Annotated in this window: 9 protein-coding genes; 4 read left to right on the plus strand and 5 right to left on the minus strand. The window is 41.0% G+C overall.

The features are described from left to right. Positions 1 to 27: 27 nt before the first annotated feature. Entirely contained in the window at positions 28 to 4,212 is a 4,185-nt protein-coding gene (locus V6R21_RS07110) for an AAA family ATPase (protein WP_334242157.1), read from the minus strand. A gap of 180 nt (positions 4,213 to 4,392) precedes the next feature. Here V6R21_RS07110 and V6R21_RS07115 point away from each other — a divergent pair, with 180 nt between their 5' ends. Continuing rightward, a complete protein-coding gene (locus V6R21_RS07115) occupies positions 4,393 to 5,532 on the plus strand; it encodes a site-2 protease family protein (RefSeq protein WP_334242159.1) in 1,140 nt (379 codons plus the stop codon). A gap of 188 nt (positions 5,533 to 5,720) precedes the next feature. On the opposite strand, the gene cas6 is transcribed toward V6R21_RS07115, so the two are convergent. The 3 genes from cas6 to ispF all read right to left on the minus strand — a co-directional run bounded on the left by cas6 (position 5,721) and on the right by ispF (position 9,788). Further along, entirely contained in the window at positions 5,721 to 6,524 is an 804-nt protein-coding gene (cas6, locus tag V6R21_RS07120) for a CRISPR-associated endoribonuclease Cas6 (RefSeq protein WP_334242161.1), read from the minus strand. Positions 6,525 to 6,895: 371 nt separating this feature from the next. Next, a complete protein-coding gene (asnB, locus tag V6R21_RS07125; protein ID WP_334242163.1) occupies positions 6,896 to 8,788 on the minus strand; it encodes an asparagine synthase (glutamine-hydrolyzing) in 1,893 nt (630 codons plus the stop codon). A gap of 514 nt (positions 8,789 to 9,302) precedes the next feature. Continuing rightward, the gene (gene ispF, locus V6R21_RS07130) at positions 9,303 to 9,788 is read right to left on the minus strand and encodes a 2-C-methyl-D-erythritol 2,4-cyclodiphosphate synthase (protein ID WP_334242165.1); all 486 of its coding nucleotides are present in this window, start codon (positions 9,786 to 9,788) and stop codon (positions 9,303 to 9,305) included. Positions 9,789 to 10,192: 404 nt separating this feature from the next. On the opposite strand from ispF, the gene V6R21_RS07135 reads away from it, so the two are divergent. Both V6R21_RS07135 and V6R21_RS07140 read left to right on the plus strand, forming a co-directional pair. Next, positions 10,193 to 12,883, plus strand: a complete 2,691-nt coding sequence (locus V6R21_RS07135; protein ID WP_334242167.1) for a D-alanine--D-alanine ligase family protein — start codon at positions 10,193 to 10,195, stop codon at positions 12,881 to 12,883. Between the two features lie 65 nt (positions 12,884 to 12,948). After that, complete coding sequence (locus V6R21_RS07140; protein WP_334242169.1) at positions 12,949 to 13,782, plus strand: PASTA domain-containing protein; 834 nt, start codon at positions 12,949 to 12,951, stop codon at positions 13,780 to 13,782. Positions 13,783 to 13,849: 67 nt separating this feature from the next. Here the strand turns inward: V6R21_RS07140 and V6R21_RS07145 are convergent, their stop codons facing one another. Further along, a complete protein-coding gene (locus V6R21_RS07145) occupies positions 13,850 to 16,141 on the minus strand; it encodes a choice-of-anchor Q domain-containing protein (RefSeq protein ID WP_334242171.1) in 2,292 nt (763 codons plus the stop codon). Between the two features lie 327 nt (positions 16,142 to 16,468). Between V6R21_RS07145 and V6R21_RS07150 the strand changes: the two genes are divergently transcribed. Further along, complete coding sequence (locus tag V6R21_RS07150) at positions 16,469 to 18,523, plus strand: transketolase family protein (RefSeq protein WP_334242173.1); 2,055 nt, start codon at positions 16,469 to 16,471, stop codon at positions 18,521 to 18,523. The last annotated feature ends 145 nt before the right edge of the window (positions 18,524 to 18,668 follow it).

Raw genomic sequence — 18,668 nt, forward strand, 5'->3', positions numbered from 1 at the left:
AACATAGTTGTTAACTATTTGATTGACCTATAACGGGATATCTACTATGACAGAAGTTCCAGATCCTATTTGAGAATCAATACTGTAGTCACCTTTTAGGTAGTCAACTCTGGACGCAAGATTTTCAAGTCCAATACCATGCCTTTGCACTGTAGGGTCAAAGCCTTTTCCATCATCCTCAACAATGATATTTAAGCTGTCTTCATGGCGAATCAACTGCATGTTTAATTGGGACGCTTGAGCGTGCTTGATGACATTCTGAACTAACTCAAGACATATTCTGTAAACTGCAACCTCAATATTTTGTGAAAGACGCTCGTCCAAGCCATAGACACTGAAATCAATTTGTAGGGTAGAAGATGCTTCTACCTGCTGAAGAAAACTTCCCAGTGTCGCTACTAGCCCGAATTTAATGAGTGAGCTTGGTAACATATTATGTGAAATACGTCTGACTTCCTGACATGCATTATCCAATAGGGCAAGTGCTTTCTCATACTCCTGTTGCTTTTCAGGAATCTTTTCCTCAAAGTTTTCCTGAAAATGCGTGAAGTGCAGTTTTACACTTCCCAATAAGGCGCCAAGGCTGTCATGTAAGTCTTCTGCAATACGCTTTCGTTCGCTTTCCTGTGTCTCGACAATGGTATTGATATGGGTGTTTTTTTGCTCTTCAATCAGTTTATGCAACCTTTCTTTTTCAATCATTTCCTGTTTCAGTTCCTTGTTCAAGGCAACCGATTGTTGGTGAATACGTGCTTTTTCAAGATTGATACCACCCTGTCTGGCAATTAGTCCTGTCCAGAATTGTCTACCATGCGTGAATATATCTGTAGCGTAGTTATTCTCCAGATAGACCAGTCCCGTTAGTTCATCATGAATAATGATTGGAATACAAAGCAGGGACTGGATACCTTGCTGTAAGATATAGTCTCTTTCCCTGATGATATCATGATCGGAAGGATGAGAACTCATCAGCGTTTGCTGGCTTCGGATACAGTAACGGAGAACAGAGTGTGAAACCCGTTGAGTATCCTTGATAGGTGTAGGCTTTGAGATTGCTTTCAGGTAATGGTCTGTAGATCGGGCTTCACCCACCAGCATAATATCTTCGCCTTTTCGGAAAAAAAGTAAACACCTAGATGCGGCAGCGGCAGTCAGTAAAAGTGAAAGCATTTTCTTGATCGTACTTTGTTCATCAAGTTCAGCCCCAACTTCCTGTTGTACATGTTCAATTTCCTCCATACGATGCTGAGGTGGCTCAGGCTGGTTTTTCAAGAGGTAGGCATACTTTTCCTGTAACTGAGTAACCTTTGCTTTGGCTCCCCAACTATTGAAGCAGCGAATACTTTTGGTAAGCTTTTGACGGACCTGTTCGATAGGGTACTTCTCCGTTAGCATAAAAGTACTCATCCGCAGGTTTGCAATAGCTTCATGCTGAATATAATTGTATTGAAAAGCTTCTTTGGCTGCGAGCTTGTAGCTATGCAAAGCTTTCGATTTCTCACCTGATATTCTGAAAAGTTCAGCAGAGAGTATATGGTATTTGTGGCTGAAGTTTTCTGGCGCGTTTTCACTCCATCTCCACAACATACTTTTGTAGAAGTACAACTTTTCGAGTGCTTCCTCCCTTTTCTCACTTTCAATATTGATATAGTTGATAGCGGTGGAAAGCCCCATCATAAAAATATTTTCGGCATATCGTGGAGAGCCACGGAGCAAGGCACTGTTGGTATGGGCCGCTTCAAATTCCAGCATGGCTTGTTCATGCATATCAAAGAACAAGTAATAGAGTCCTCTGACATGGTAATAGAAAAACAGTTGCTCCTGAAATGTAAACCTTCCTCCTAATGGTTTGGGAGATACTTTTCTCAGGTTGAAAGAGGTACTTACTCCTGATAGCTTTCTGATCAGTTTACGTTCTGCTTCAATGATGTATGCATTCTTTTCCTGAAATACACTAGGAGATTCAGGGTTTGTATCCAACAGTTCAAAAAGTGGGTACCCAAACTGAAACTTGGTATCAAAGGCTAATTGCGTAAGCATATCTGCCCCAAAACCATCTCCTTGCTGCAAGCTTTTTTGAATACTGTTTTCGAGGTTTGGAATGGTTTTACGCAATGGCGCTTTCCAGCTTTGAACAAAGTAGGCATAGTGTCCCAAAATCTGACTGTATAGCGAACTGTCCTTTACCTGTTTTCCTAGCTTGAAACCAAGTTCGCCAAACGCCAAGGCAATGTCCATGCTTTGCTCTGTGCCAATCAGTGTCTTGCTGAGCGTTACGCATGCCATGGCGGTAATTCCTGTAGGACGTGTTCGGATGGCTAAGTTCAGGATAAACATTGCCTGCCATTTCAACAGGTTGGAAGAGTAATGGTGAATGGCTGTAGTACCTGCATGAAGCAGGTTTAAGATGGCAGACTCTTCCGCATTATTTTCTCTATTGGAACATGCTGCAATAGCATCAACACCATTTTCATCTGTAAAGCGATTCAGTTGTAGTTCTTCAGTTTGAAGTTGGCTAACGATATCCTTTTCACTCAAAGGCAGGGATATATCGAAATCACTTAAAGACTTCTGAAGAATCTCTATGGCATTACGGTAACGGCGTGTGTGAATGTTGATAGTAATCTTCTGTTGGTAAGCCCTTGCTCGAAGCAGTACATTGGTATTTTGCTGAAGAACCCTATCCAAGTGAATTTCAGCAAGGTCAAAGTTTCCATGTCGGTATTCACAGCGGGCTTTTTCGAGCTGAATTTGGGCTTTTAGTTCACTATGTTCTTCAGGCTTGGTAGTCTCTTTCAGCAAGTCAGCAGCCGTATTGTAGTACTTGATTGCAATCTCAAGAGCCTGGTTTCGGCGGGAAGCATTTCCTGCTTTCAGGTTCAGTCGTGCTATGGCTACCGATTCATTTCGCTGCTTGACAACCGGTAAGGCTTCATTGTAATGATTTGTAATGAAAATCAATTCTGAAGGCACAAGTTTATCCGCATGGCGCTTATAATGAAAGTCTGCAATATTGTAGTGAATTTTCACCCGTTGTTCGACCGAAATGGTATTGTAGATAATTTCAGCGTAATAACCTTCAGCAAAAGCAATTTCGCGGTTTCTATAAGCCAATAAACCCTTACTCATGGCTTCCCCTACAAGTTGAGTGACTAGTTTTTCCTTTTTGTCGAGTAGATGACACAACGTGGCTAAGTTGAACTGTCCCATGCATGACATGTACTTCAGCATCATCTTGGTTGGGTGAGCTACACTGACAAGTCGTTCCTGAACAGAACCGAATATATTCATGTCCTTGAAGCGAGATTGGATCGCTTCAGCATTGGTTTGCCAATAACCGTTTTCTACCCAAATGAAATGAGAGTTTTTCAACTCTTTCAGTAGTGCTTTTACATAGAAAGGGTGTCCTTGGGTCAGTTTGAATACAGTTTGTGCAAAGTCTTTCGTACACTTTCCTTCAGGAAAGGCAGACTCAATCAGGTAAATAATGTCTGCGGCATTCAGCGTCTTGACCTCTACCTCAGTGATGTCCATCTTTTCCTCCTTTAAGTCTTTGAGGATAAGCATCACGGGATGACCTTTACTCACTTCGTTTTTTCGGTATGCGCCAATTACAAGCACCTTATGTTCAAGTGAATTAAATGCCAAGTATTTCAGTAGGTTGGTACTGGATGGATCCATCCACTGGAGGTCATCAAATAGAAATACGCAAGGTCGTTCACTGAAATCAAAAAAGACGTCAAGCAATGACTTGATCAGTGGGTAGAGCTGGTTTTCTACACCTGCCATTGTAGAGGGTACTGCAGCGGGTGTATGCTTGATAAGCATAGAAAGTTCAGGAATGTAATCGGTCAATACCTGAAGACTGGAACCAAGCTTTTCCGTAAGTTTGCCTTCTAGCTTTTCCAAGGAGAGATTGTCCTGATGGGTAATCAGTTGATGAATATGGTTAGCCAAAGCTTCCTTGAATCCATAATAGGGAATCCCCTGATGGAGGGTGCTGAATTTCCCTTCAATGATCAAGGCTTCATGAGCAACTTCTTCCTTGAATGTTTTCAGAAGCGTACTTTTACCCATGCCAAGGTATCCTGACACAAATGCCATATGCATATGTCGGGTTTCGGACTTGTTAAGTTGCTGATAGGCTTGTAACAATTCCTGAAGTGCTTGGTCTTTTCCTGTCAGGTTTGTTTGTGTTGTTTCCTGATTCATGCTTATGAAAGGCGTACCTTGGTTCTTTTATTTGATTCTGAATAAATACAAATTTACATTAGGAAAGGATAGTTTTAAAAACGAATAACTGATACCTGAGATGAATTCGGGTTTCAGGCATAAAAACCTTACTATCGGGCTTCACCTGTTTATAATATTTCAACCAATACAGAGATCATTTTGAAAAAACTGAATAACCTTAACCGTTTCCAAACCAACCTGCTTCACCTCTCTTTGTTTATCATAACCATGGTAGGGACTACTTTTGCTGGAGCCGAGTGGATGTTTGGAAAGTCATTCGCTATCACAGGGATTACGACTGATGAGTTTTTGGCAGGATTGTCCTTTTCCATTCCATTTCTAGGAATACTGACGGTTCATGAGTTTGGACATTACTTTACTGCCAAATACTATAAACTGAAAGTCAGCTTACCTTACTTTATTCCTATGTGGTTTTTTGGGTTAGGTCCCAGCATAGGTACAATGGGCGCATTTATCAGTATAAAAAGTAGGTTAAGAACAAGGAAAGAGTTTTTTGATGTAGGTATTTCAGGACCAATGGCGGGCTTTTTGGTGGCATTGGGTGTTTTGTATTACGGGTTTACCCACTTGCCTCCGGCAGCGTATATCTTTAATGTCCACCCAGAGTATGAACAATGGGGCTTGGATTACGCTAAATATGCTTATGAAAATATTCCCGAAGGACAGAACTTTATGATGGGAACAAACCTGTTATTTGAGTTTTTCAAGGCTTTTGTCGTGACGGACCCTTCTTTGATTCCAAACCCGCATGAAATGATTCACTATCCGTTTCTGTTGGCGGGTTATCTGGCCTGTTTCTTTACAGCGTTGAACCTGATTCCTATCGGTCAGTTGGATGGAGGGCATATTCTTTATTCAATGCTAGGCTATAAAACACATAAGAAGATTGTACCAGTGCTGTTTCTGATTTTTCTTTTTTATGCAGGGCTAGGTATGTTTTCGATGCATGATGAGGTTGGTGATTTGTTGATATATGCTCCAGTCTATATATTTTTCCTGTATTGGGTACTGATCAGAACTTATCAGAACCGTATGCAGACATTGGTAATGGCAGTAGGGGTGTTTACAGCTCAGTTTGTCGTGAAATCATTTTTTCCAGAAGTTGAGGGGTATCAGGGATGGTTATTATTTGCATTACTGATAGGTCGGGTGATTGGAGTTTATCATCCACCAGCGATTTATGCAGAGCCGATCGGATGGAAAAGGCAAGTATTGGGCGTAATGGCGTTGGTAGTGTTTATATTATGCTTTTCTCCTATGCCTTTTATCGTTAAATAGGTAACAACAGAAAAAGAACAAAGCCAGTAGCAATAATCCCTTATCGCTGCTGGCTTATATATAGGTATGTGATGGTATGAGTTTCATGCTGCTGATAATGTAAGTAATAGTATAGAAGGTTTGTTAGTTAGGTTGCTTCCCTCTGTAATACAGTTATGGAGAAGCATTTTGAAGCAGCTAGTTCGCAATTACGCATCCGGCTCTTCCTCTCCAGATACAGAGTAAATCACTCTGCGCTCAGGTGGAGTGTCTTGTGGTACGTCCAGCATACCGAATCCATGGTTGGTCAACTCACCAAAGCCATTTTCAAAAATAAAGCGCTGTACTGTCGGGTCTGCATAGAACTCAAAAGGGAAAGTATATCCTCTGATTTCTTTGATGCTGCCATCAATGATCAACGTGTAGATACGCGCAAATTTTTTCTCGCTTTTGGTAATGCGTTCCAAGTATTTGCTGTCTGGAATAATCTGGAAACGGAAGAAAGATGAAATCTCTTCTGCTGAAAACTTCCCGGACTTTTCCATTCTGAACATGGTTGACTCATAGAGCAGGTCAGAAAACTCGTCAGTTGTAGGGAAGATAAACTCCTTGTTTCTCGTATTACTCCTTTCGTTACGGATTACCAATGGCGAAATGCAGAGGAACTTCATGTGCTCCTGATATTCAGGTGCCACTTCTTCTTCCACTTTTTCAGGAATCAACACCAGATTGCCAAGCGTCAGGTGTGGTTGTTCAAAAGTTTTTTGAATTAGAAGGTTGATAAAAACCTTGTCGGCACTACTGAATACAATGGTTACTCGTTTTGAAAAATAGTGTAAGCCCTCACGGCCTACCTTCGTTTGTCCTTTCAGTCCCGAATAACAAAAGCTTTGATCTTCTAGAGGGAAACCAGGGCCTAAAATTTCTTTGGCCAAGTTCCAGATCAGCTTTTGGTGATGGAAGGGGAGGACAGCTCCCTTGTTCTTCAGACTAAAAATTACTCGAATCCTCAAAGCAAAAAATGTTTTTAGATGAAAATTACCGATGAACCTAGCAATGATAAAAAAGCAATTTCCTTATAGAAGGAATTACTTACCAAAATCAATCAAAGTCAAGTAGTATTCTTGTTTAATTGCAAAAGCTGTAACATAAAATTAAGCTACATTTTCAGCTTAATGTAAATATTATAACATTATTCAGAATAGCGCAATAATTATTGCTATAATCTTTGTTCAGTCCAATTTCTCCTTTCATTAAGAATATTCACTAACTTGCTAATATCTCAAAATTAGTTCTAAAAATAATATTCATTTTCCGTGCTAAATGATACGTTTTGTAACCAATTACGGGTAATTGGTTGGGACACAATCTCGAAGTGTACCCATTAGGACGAAAACTTTTTCCACCAATGCTGGAATGCAAGTATTGCCCAAACCTGATTTTGGTCAAAATTGTTAGTATGAAATACCTGTTTCCTCACTTGTTCAATATAGTCAGGTGAGAAAATTTCTTGCTCACGTACAAAATCCAAATCGAGCATTTCTTCGACCCAAGGCTTTAGCTCATTTTTAAATCCTTTAGCCAAAGGCACCTCAAATCCATGCTTAGGACGGTTGTAAATCTCGTCCGGCAAAAGAGGTCTCACAGCATCTTGCAACAGGCGTTTTTTCATATTGCCATTGATCTTGTAAGACGCCGGAAGTGAGAATGCAAACTCTGCAATTCGGTGATCCAAGAATGGAACTCGCACTTCCAAAGCATGTGCCATTGACATTGAGTCCACTTTATGTAACATGTCGTTTGGCAAGAGCATTTTCATATCAGCAAAAAGCATGTCATTGATGCCATTTCCAGTAATATGCTGCGTGAAATATTCTTTTCGAGCTTCATACTCACTGTCTATAATCAGGGATCTGGTTTTACCAGTGAACATGCTGTAAGCTTCCATTTCACTTCTCCAGCTGCTCAGGTACCAGTACCTTTCCTGATCGCTCATGCCCATTCCCTCCGCAAAGCGATGTAGCTGTCTTACTTTATTCCCTAAGTATGAGTTACGGCTTTTGGGAAGTATTTCCAGTACAGGTAATGCAGCACCTAGCATTCTGGCTGCGGTTCCTTTTTCTCTTGCTTTGAATTCCCCTTGGTACTTGTTGTAACCTGCAAAAATTTCATCACCTCCATCTCCAGAGAGTGCCACTGTAACATGCTTTTTGGTCAGTTCACATAACATATAGACAGGGATGGCTGAAGAGTCAGCAAAAGGCTCTCCATAAAAGTCCAGTAACTTGAACAAGTGTTCGTAAAAGTCCTGAGTGGTCAGCTGGAATGCAGTATGGTTGGTCTTGTACTTATTGGCAACCATTTCTGCATACTTGGTTTCATCAAAAAGCGGCTCATTTTTATAGCCTATTGAGAAAGTATTCAGCTGGCTGGTGTATTTGGATGCCAAGGCAACCACTGTAGAGGAGTCGATACCTCCACTGAGGAATGCGCCTAAAGGGACATCTGCGATCATACGTTCCTGAACAGACTCATCCAGCAACTCTAATAACCTTTTTTGTGCTTCCTCATAGCTGCAAGGTGCTTTAGTTGGCTCATCAGGACCTTGCAACTGATAATATTTCTGAATTTGAACTTCCTTGTTTCGGACGGTCATATAGTGTCCTGGCTCCAGCTTGAAAATATTTTTGAAGATGGTATTGGGAGCAGGAATATAACTTAATTGAAAGTATTGAAGTACGGATGTCCAGTCAGTTTCCTGTGGAATATTGTAAGCAAAAAGCGACTTGATTTCAGAGGCAAAGATCAGCTTGTCTTCATCTTTATAATAAACCAAGGGTTTGATGCCAAAGCGGTCTCTGGCAACGAACAGGCTGTCATCTGATTTGTCAAACACGGCAAATGCAAAGAAACCATGCAGTTTGTTGAGACACTTTTCACCTTCATGTATATATAGCTGTAGAAGCACTTCTGTGTCAGACTGTGTCTGAAAAGTGACCCCTTTGGCTTCCAATTGTTGCCTGAGCTCTCTATAGTTGTATATTTCTCCATTGAAAACAATGGTAAACCTTTCGGAAGGGTCAGACATAGGTTGGTTGGCCTCTGTAGACAAGTCAATGATGGAAAGGCGACGATGTCCTAAACCGACATAGTAATCCGTGAAAACATTATCGGCATCAGGGCCTCTGTGTTGAAGCTCCTTGTTGCCTCTGGCGAGGTGAATGGAAAAAAGTCTGCCAATTTCATTGAATGCATAAATGCCTGTGATACCACACATCTGTCTTTCTAATTTGGTGTTGAATTTAGCTTTTGAGCAAGTTTGATGCCTTTCTAGGGTTTGTACAAGTTATGCTAGGGCATTTTTGTTGCTCATTCTTTGTACTTCCTTAATATTGAATATAATAAATAAATGGTTATAACACAGCTTTCAGTATAGTGGGCTGTCTCTTTTTTGGGGATTGACTTTTAATTCGATACCTAAATATGTATTGGTTTATTTAAATGTCGAATTGGATTTTATAAAGGTAAGGTTCTTTTTGACTAAAAGACAATATCATATAAAAACAAAACAGACGCAGGGCAAAGGTCCTGCGTCTGTCAAAGAACTGACATGAAGAACTGTATTTCTGTGCGTAAACAGTTCTCGAAAGATTGTTTTCAATACCCGTACAATCAGCCAATGGGTACCTGTCAGTTTCTCGCTATTATCTCATCTCATAACTTAGTTACAAAGGTATAGGGATAGGTCTTACCAACTTGTGATGGCTATTACCCTAATTTGGAGACTATTATCACTTTTGAGATTTGTAGATCAAGGCAACACTATGTACTGCCATGCCTTCTTCTCTGCCCACAAATCCCATTTTTTCGGAAGTAGTGGCTTTAATAGAAATCTGATCCTCATCTACATTCATCACTTCTGACAAACATTGTTTCATGGCAGGAATGTGAGGATTGATTTTAGGACGTTGGGCTACGATAGTATTGTCTACATTGGATAATTCATACCCATTGTCCCTTAATAGTTTCATCACTTCTTTAAGCAATATCTTGCTATCAATTCCCTTGAACTGTGGGTCTGTATCAGCAAAGTGGTAACCAATGTCACGAAGGTTTGCAGCGCCTAGTATTGCATCACAGATACCGTGGATCAGTACGTCAGCATCCGAATGTCCTACCAGCCCATGTGTATGTTCAATGCGGATTCCTCCAAGCCAGAGCTCTTCATTTTCAGCCAGCTTGTGTACATCATATCCTTGTCCGACTCTTATATTCATTGATATGGTATTTTATTTCTGTAAAAATTTTGTTCAGCAAAAATAATTGTCACAATAAAAGATACCAGCTACTTATTGAAAAAGAAGAATTGTGATAGAATTCAGCGTGATAAAACCTTCATGCTGATAGATGGTTTAAGCAGGATAATGACTTGGGTTGAATAGATTTACTCAAGAAATTTGAATAAACACCATAAAGGAATATGGATGGCAGGGCTTTTGTTTTTTGAAATGAAAATATTAAAAATTAGATAAGTACATTATCTTGCCTGTTTGCGCTAAACTTATGCGTGATTGAGAATCACTGTTTTTAAGGATAGCAGACAGAAAAAAATGACATAACTTGCTGTCAGTAAAGGCACAAAGCAAAATCCAATAACATTTTTTCCTAAATTTGTCCCGTTATGAAAATAGGCATCTTTTTCGGAGGTCAGTCAAGAGAGAGGGAGATATCTTTCGCTGGCGGTAGAACAGTATATGATAACTTGAATAAGGGGCTGTTTGAGCCTGTTCCCATTTTTGTGGACAGTCTGGGCAACTTTATTCATTTGAATTGGGAGTATATATATAAGGGGACAATCAGGGACTTCTATCCACCGATGTCAAAAATTCCTGCAACACTGCATGAATTCCAATTATATATCGAGTCGTTAGGTGCATTAAGCACAGAGGAACAGGAAGCAATCATTGCTGAGGTCGGGACTAAGGTGCAACCGGAGTCATTTGCTTCATTGATGGACTTCGCTTTTTTAACCCTGCATGGACCCTATGGAGAAGATGGGAGCCTTCAGGGTATTTTGGAGTGGTATGGAATTCCATATGCAGGTGCAGGAATCTTATCGGCTTCAATAGGTATTGACAAATCTGTACAGAAGCAGTTGTTCGAGAATTTTGGTATTCCAACACCAAAAAGTACAGTGTTGACTGCTGATGCTTGGCAACAGTCTGATAAAGCAGCACTGTTTGCTGATACCAAAAAATCATTGGACTTTCCGTTTGTAGTGAAAGCACCTCATCAGGGTTCATCTCTTGGTGTGGCAGTAGTGCAGGAAGATACAGTTGAAGCATTTGTAGATGCGGTAGAAAACGCCTTCTTCATAGAGAAAGTGACCCGTACACAGTGGGAACAGTATACTGCTGAAGACAAAAAGAAATTTGTAACTGGTCTGATCGATATCAGACAAGGAATCGGTTTGCCGCTGATTCTTAACAATATACCATCACCGGTTCATAACCCTAAACAGCTGGTCTCAAAACTGGACGAGTTCTTTGCTGTGTCTGATGCTGAAGTAGCTGAGCTGAAAGCGGTGGATTCAGAAGAAATGGTGCTGATCGAACAGTTTGTGGAAGGACGTGAGTTCTCTTGTATCGTCGTACAGGACGAACAAGGTAAACCACTTTCACTGCCTCCTACAGAAATTGTAAAAGGTAAAGACCTGTTTGATTACCGCTCTAAATACCTGCCTGGTATGAGCCGTAAGCTAACACCGATCAATATTGAAACAGAGAAAATCAGACAAATACAGAAGGCTTGTGCCGATTTGTATGCGAAACTGCAATTCAATGTTTATGCACGTATTGATGGTTTTATCATAGCATCAGGTGAGATTTTCCTGAATGACCCGAATACAACATCCGGCATGTTGCCTTCGTCATTCTTTTTCCATCAGGCAGCAGAGATTGGACTGACTCCTTCACAGTTCCTGACGTATATCATTCGTACGTCTTTGGCAGAAAGAGCCAAGAGCGGTAAGAAGTCCTATGCGATCAAAGAGCTGATGCATCAGCTGGATGAGCAGATTGCGTCACAACAGCAGCAGGAAAGTGACAAGACAAGGGTAGCGGTCATTATGGGTGGTTACTCTTCAGAAAGACATATCTCTGTAGAGTCAGGTAGGAACATTTTTGAAAAGCTTTCTTCTTCAGAGAAGTATGAGCCTATTCCGGTATTCCTGACAGGCAGTGGAGAGCATCATGAGCTTTATCAGTTGCCAATCAATATTATGCTGAAAGACAATGCGGACGATATCAAAACCAAGATTCGTGAGGCTTTGGAGCAGCCAAAACATGAGGTGATAGCGGAAACCATTGAAAATGCTTCAGCTATTACCAATAAATATGCGGGAGAAGTGAGTTTTGTTCCGGTTCCACTGACGTACGAGCAGTTGGCAGAGAAAGTCGATGCCGTGTTTATAGCACTTCACGGAAGACCAGGAGAAGACGGTGCTGTTCAGCAAAACCTAGACAAGTTGAGACTGCCTTACAATGGCTCAGGTGTGCAAAGTTCACAGACCACCATTGATAAGTACATGACTAAGGAAATCCTGAAAGAGCATGGCTTTATCGTGGCAGATCATAGAATGGTTTACAAGAATGAATGGCAGGAAAAAGGAGACGCATTGCTGGATGAAATTGAAAGCAAGTTTGAATATCCTTTGATTGCAAAACCATCGGATGATGGCTGTAGCTCAGCGGTGATGAAAATCAAAAGCCGCCAGCAGTTGGCAGATTTTACCCGTACGATGTTCCGAGAGACAGAATTGCCTACGGAAGAGCAACGTAATGCTTTGGGATTGCAAAAGAATGAGGAATTCCCTCAAAAAACATATTACCTGATAGAAGAACTTATTGACCGCAAAGGAGCAGATCATTTCCTGGAAATTACAGGAGGAATGCTTACCAAGTGGGAAAATGGGGAGAAAACCTATGAGGTATTTGAACCTTCAGAAGCTTTGGCTACCAATGAAATTTTATCTTTGGAAGAGAAGTTTTTGGCTGGTGAAGGACAGAATATTACACCTTCTAGGTTTGCACCAAATAAGGAAAGACAAGCAGAAATCTCTGCCATTGTAAGAGAAGACCTTAAAAGGGCTGCCAAAGCGCTGAATGTGGAAGGATATTGCCGTATAGATGCCTTTGTCCGAATTTGGGAAGACAAGGTAGAAACAATTGTTATTGAAGTGAACTCATTGCCAGGAATGACACCTGCAACGTGTATTTTCCATCAAGCAGCGATTAATCACTATAAACCGTATGATTTTATTGATAAGATATTAGATTACGGAATGAGAAAGGCACAATATTTAAGTGTATAAATAAAACTGAAAAGATAGCGATATAGTAAAGCCAAAATGAATGGCGATATGATTATCAAGTAGAAATGGATAAAGTAAAAGAAATAATTGCAGGAAATAACTCCCGCTCATTGCTGATCAACATTGCTTTGATGGTATTGCTGGGAGGACTTTTAGTAATCGGATTTTTTGTACTGTACCTGCCAATGGCTACACAGCATGGAGAAACTATTACAGTGCCTAATGTGACCGGTATGACTTATCAGGAAGCAGGAAAGGTTTTGGCAAAGAAAGGTTTACGCTTTGCTGTATATGATTCAGGTGCAGTAAACTACCGTAGTGATCTGCCTCCGAATACTGTACTTTCGCATACACCAGTTGCTGATGAGAAAGTGAAGGAAAATAGGAAAATCTATTTCCGTATCAACCCTTCAAGACCACCGGCAGTCAATATGCCTGATATTATTGACAGTTCATTGAAGAATGCCTACATCCGCTTGAAGAATATTGGCGTGAAGATAGGAGAGGTTGAGCGAGTACCAGATCCTAAATTCTCACAAGTAGTGAACTCAGTACTTCAAGTGAAGTACAATAACCGTGAAGTAACACGTGAGATGATAGAGCAAGGGTTCAAGATTTTGAAAGGTACAGAGGTGGACCTTGTGGTAAGTGATGGACTGGGTAATGCAACAACAGAAGTTCCTGACCTTGTAGGAATGCCTTTTGATGAGGCTGAATTTACATTGGTTGGTATGGGACTAGGTGTTGGTAGTATTCGTTACGTTAAGTCTGATACGATACCGGGAGTTGTCTTGAGACAGACACCGGATGTTCGTGAAGAAGAAACAGGTAGAAAGTCTATTATTCGTTTGGGTAGAGTCGTTAACCTTTGGGTTTCGGAGCACTCAATTGAAAATTGATTTCCTATATACGATATTGAAAAAGGGGAGCTGAAAAGCTCCCCTTTTTTGTTGATGGCTAATGTTATCATTCTTTGAGCACCTTTTTGTAGATGATCTCATTTCCATAATAGATTTTCATCAGTAACATTCCCTTGCTTAGGTTGTGAACAGGGATTGTTAGTGCTGGTTTTACAGCTTTTCCAACAGCCTCATATACTTTTTGTCCTGCAAGATTGTAGAGTATGACTTGAGTGGGCATTTCGTAGGCATTGAACTTGATTGAAAGTAGGTTGTTGACAGGGTTGGTATAAAGCTCATACCTAGAAGCATCCATTGATTCAGCTATTTCCCCTGTTGCAATTCGTGCATTTTGCCCATAAGTAGAGGACGTAGTGAAAGAATAAGTAGGACCAAATGGACTTCTGAAGCCATTGACGTAATACCTTATTGTTACCTGATAGGTTCTGTTCGGTCTTAGTCTGCCTGGTAGCTCATAAAGCCCAAAAGAGGTTCCCCTTTTCATAAGAGCCCCATAATAACGGAATCCTGATACCCTTATTTCATACATTTCAGCCATGTCTACCTCCTCATAAGTCAGCTCAGTGGAGAGCTGTGCATTTTGGATATTCTGACTTTCGGATGACAGAAATGACATCGGTTCAGAAGCAGTTCTGATGCGACATGCCGTACCATACCTGTTGGCCAATTCATCAGCAATTATCAAACGTACCCTAATCCTGTAAGACCTTCTATACGATAAAGGAAGTCCCTGTACTTCATTAAGCTTGAAGAATGGGTCTGCTGTTTCATGATAGTACCTTACTCGACGGTAAGTCACTTCTACTAAGTAGCGTACATCGCCTTCTAGTGGTTCTATGGCAATGTCCTCTGTAAATGAAATATCAGTGGCGTCACAGTACGCTTCTGTGAGTTGGGTACGAGCAGAAAGCGGTGGATTCTCAACAGGTGGGTCTTCATCTCCTGGATCTGTAGGGGAGTCACTTGCTATATACTCCATAGCTCCGATATCATATGCCTCTCCTTGTGGACGTAAAGTGCCAGTATAGTCATCAGTAATTCCATAGCTGCTGGAGTTGAATCCATTGTCTATGGCAGGAGAACTTTCTAATAAGCTGTAATCACCTGATAAAGGTGCATTGAATCCACCATCTGCTATTTCAGTACCAACATGATTATTGAAATTATCAATTGGTGTTGATACAGCAGAGTTGGTACTGATTCTGATTTGTGGGTCAGCATCTGTATCGCAGACAAGGTTGTTGATCATGGCGTCATTGCCGTTGGTTGAGCTATGGAACCGCAAGATGTAAATACCGTGTCTGCCAGTGTTGACCACTGTATTGTTTATAAACTGGTAAGGTGGTCGATCTGTACTAATGTTCTGGTCATTGCAGTAAATCCCATCACTACCTGTATTGACAATGATATTATTGAATACTTTGAGTCCTCCAATTCCTTTGATTTCCAATCCCAATCCGGAGGTTCCATTTATATAGTTATGATGAATATTTCCACTTGTTTCCAATCCTATATGGATACCAACATTTTGGGGAGAAATATTGGCAGTACCAGCGTTGAATACCTTATTGTGATGGACATCCAAGTTTTGATCAGCCCTGTTGATTTGAATGCCACACCAGCCTGAGTTTCGAATTTCATTGTTGAAAACCTTTAAGTTTTCAAATAAGTGAGGATAAGCAACCTCTTCTCCGCAGTTGATTTGAAAGCCAGTATAGCCTATGTACAGTCCTTCCCCTTCACTTTCGGTTACTTCACAATCATGGATAGAAACATTACGCATATTGAAATTGCGCCGCCACTCATCCGGATAATCGCACTGTGGTGGAGACTGGATCAGCATCCCAGCAAATAAGGAATTGTCAATTTTCAGTCTTTCAATTTCATAGTCAGATGAAAGCCCTGAAATCACTAAGCCACTTGGAGCATTGCTGATGGGGCGGTTGTAAGTGCCTAGTGGCATGACAATGCCGAACCTGTCAGATGAACCACTGCCTGAGAGCGTAAAGTACCGACTATCCAGAATGGTAAAGGCATGGAACCAAGGATCAACGCCAATTCTTACAATACCACCACAATTGATGATACGTATTGGGTTGCTGCTGCTGCCTTCAATGTTGCGGATATTGAATTCAGGATAGTCACCTGCTTCTAGACAAATTACATCACCTGGTTGAGCATTGATGTATACCTCATCTTGTCGGACATCATTGGGGTCGCCACTGATGCCAAGAGTTCCAGAAGTAATGAAATGATCACAGTTGCAGTCTTGTGCTTTGGCTATGGATAGGCAAAACAGCACTGCAACTATGGACATCATAGTAGTTTTCAGTGTCATGATAAAACGGATTATGGGAGTGTGTGAAATTTAATGGTAACCAGTTGTATCACTTAGTAGGTGTAGGGTGCCTTTAAGATGGGATTGTAGTGTGAGTAGCGTGAATACTGGTTGGAAATAATTTGGGTGTGGTAATTAGTTGAGGGTGTGATGATTATCTTATTTATTTTTAAATTATTGTTGTTTCAATGTGTTTATGCATTGTTATTGAGTTTTGCTTTTGCTTGAACACGATAAAATGGAAAAAAATTCTGCACACTCTTGTTATTAGGATAAGTGTCCAAGTCTCTCAATAAATAATAAAAACCAACTTAAAATCCTGTCGCTATGAGTAACAATGCTGCTATAACCAAAACGGCTGATAATATTAGGGTCCTTTCTGCTGCTATGGTGGAGAAAGCCAAGTCAGGTCATCCCGGAGGACCAATGGGAGGTGCTGATTTTATGGCTTTGCTTTATACGGAGTTCTTACGTTATGACCCTGATAATCCAGCGTGGTTTTTTAGGGACCGATTCTTTTTGGATGCAGGACATATGTCTGCCATGATGTATTCAACCCTTCACTTGGTTGGTTGGTACAAAAAAGATGACCTAAAGCATTTTAGGCAGTGGGGAAGTGTCACACCAGGACACCCTGAGGTAGATTTCAACAGGGGTATTGAGAATACTTCCGGACCGTTAGGGCAGGGACATACCAATGCCGTGGGAGCTGCCATAGCAGGGAAGTTCTTTGCAAACAGGTTTGGAGATTGGTGTGACCATATCATCTATGCCTATATCTCTGATGGAGGGGTTCAGGAAGAAGTTTCACAGGGAGCAGGTAGGTTGGCAGGACATCTAGGGTTGGATAATCTGGTTATGTTCTATGATGCTAATGACATTCAGCTTTCAACAGAGACAGCTGTTGTATCTTCAGAAGACACGGCCAAAAAGTATGAGGCATGGGGCTGGAAAACCTTTACGGTAGATGGACACGATATAGATGAAATAAGGAATGCTTTGTTGATGGCAAAGCAGGAAAAAGATAAGCCCACACTGATTATTGGCAAGACAGTAATAGGCAAAGGAGCTATAGATGAAGATGGCAAGCCTGTAGAGCGAACACACAAGGTACATGGTCAGCCACTATCAAAGGCTGGTGCTTCTTTGGAAAAAACCATTACCCAGCTAGGTGGTGACCCGAATGACCCTTTTAAGATATTTGATGAAGTGGAGGCATTTTTTAAGAAGGTAAAGGATCAAAAGAAGAAAGAGGTGGAACAGTTCAGAACTGTGCAGGAGAATTGGGAACGAGCCAATACATCTGGAGCAGCGAAACTGAAAATGTTTGTCAGTAACAAGTTGCCGGAAATAGATTACGAAGCCATAGCACATAAAGTAGATATAGCAACGCGGGATGCTTCAGGGGAGGTGTTAGCTTATTTTGCTGGAAAAATCGAAAACATGATTGTCTGTTCGGCAGACTTGGCAGACAGTGATAAGACCGAAAGGTTTTTGGCGAAGACATCAGCCTTTAAGAAAGGAGACTTCAGCGGTTCATTTTTACAAGTGGGGGTAGCTGAGTTAACGATGGCTGCGGTAGCTAGCGGCATGGCTTTACATGGAGGTGTAATCCCTGTTTGTGCAACTTTCTTTGCCTTTTCTGACTTTATGAAACCAGCCATTCGTTTGGCGGCATTGATGGAGTTACCTGTGAAATATATATGGACACACGATGCCTTTAGGGTAGGTGAGGATGGTCCAACACACCAACCTATTGAACATGAAGCTCAGATACGGCTTTTGGAAAAGCTGAAGAACCATAGTAAAAAGAATAGCATGTTGGTTCTTCGACCTGCCGATGCAGATGAAACAACGGTAGCATGGAAGATGGCATTGGAAAACAAGAATTCTCCTACTGGGTTGATCCTATCAAGACAAAAAGTGAAATCATTGCCTGACCAGAAAGGGAAGTCCCGATATAAGGCTGCTTTAGGAGCTCAGCATGGTGCCTATGAAGTAATCCATGAGAGTAAGCCGGATGTTATTCTGGTAGGGAATGGGTCAGAGGTTTCTACCCTTTATGGTGCTGCAGAAATACTGATGGCGGAGTATAATATCAAGAGTACGTTAATATCGGCAATTTCAGAAGGACTTTTTAGGAGTCAGCTATCAGAGAATCAGCATAAGATTATTCCTAAAGGAGTGCCTGTGTTTGCACTGACAGCAGGATTGCCAGAGACCATGCATGGATTTGTCGGTCCTGAAGATATGGTAGTAGGGATGGAAAGCTTTGGCTTTTCAGCTCCAGCAGAAGTATTGGATGAGCAGTTAGGATTTACAGCCGAAGCTATAGCTGAAAAGATATTAGCATTCTTGGAATTAAGAGGTAATAAGTTTTAGCCCCATCCAAGAAGTTATATTTGAATATTTAATCACATAACATTGAGGTGTTGCTATTAAGGTAAGATAGCAATGCCTTATTTTTTTGTGAAAATGCAGTTTCGTGAAATAGTTATACACAATGTTGAGAGATTGGTTAATTTTA

Origin of the sequence: Limibacter armeniacum (assembly GCF_036880985.1) — a bacterium.
In the GTDB taxonomy this organism is placed as follows: Bacteria; Bacteroidota; Bacteroidia; order Cytophagales; family Flammeovirgaceae; genus Limibacter; species Limibacter armeniacum.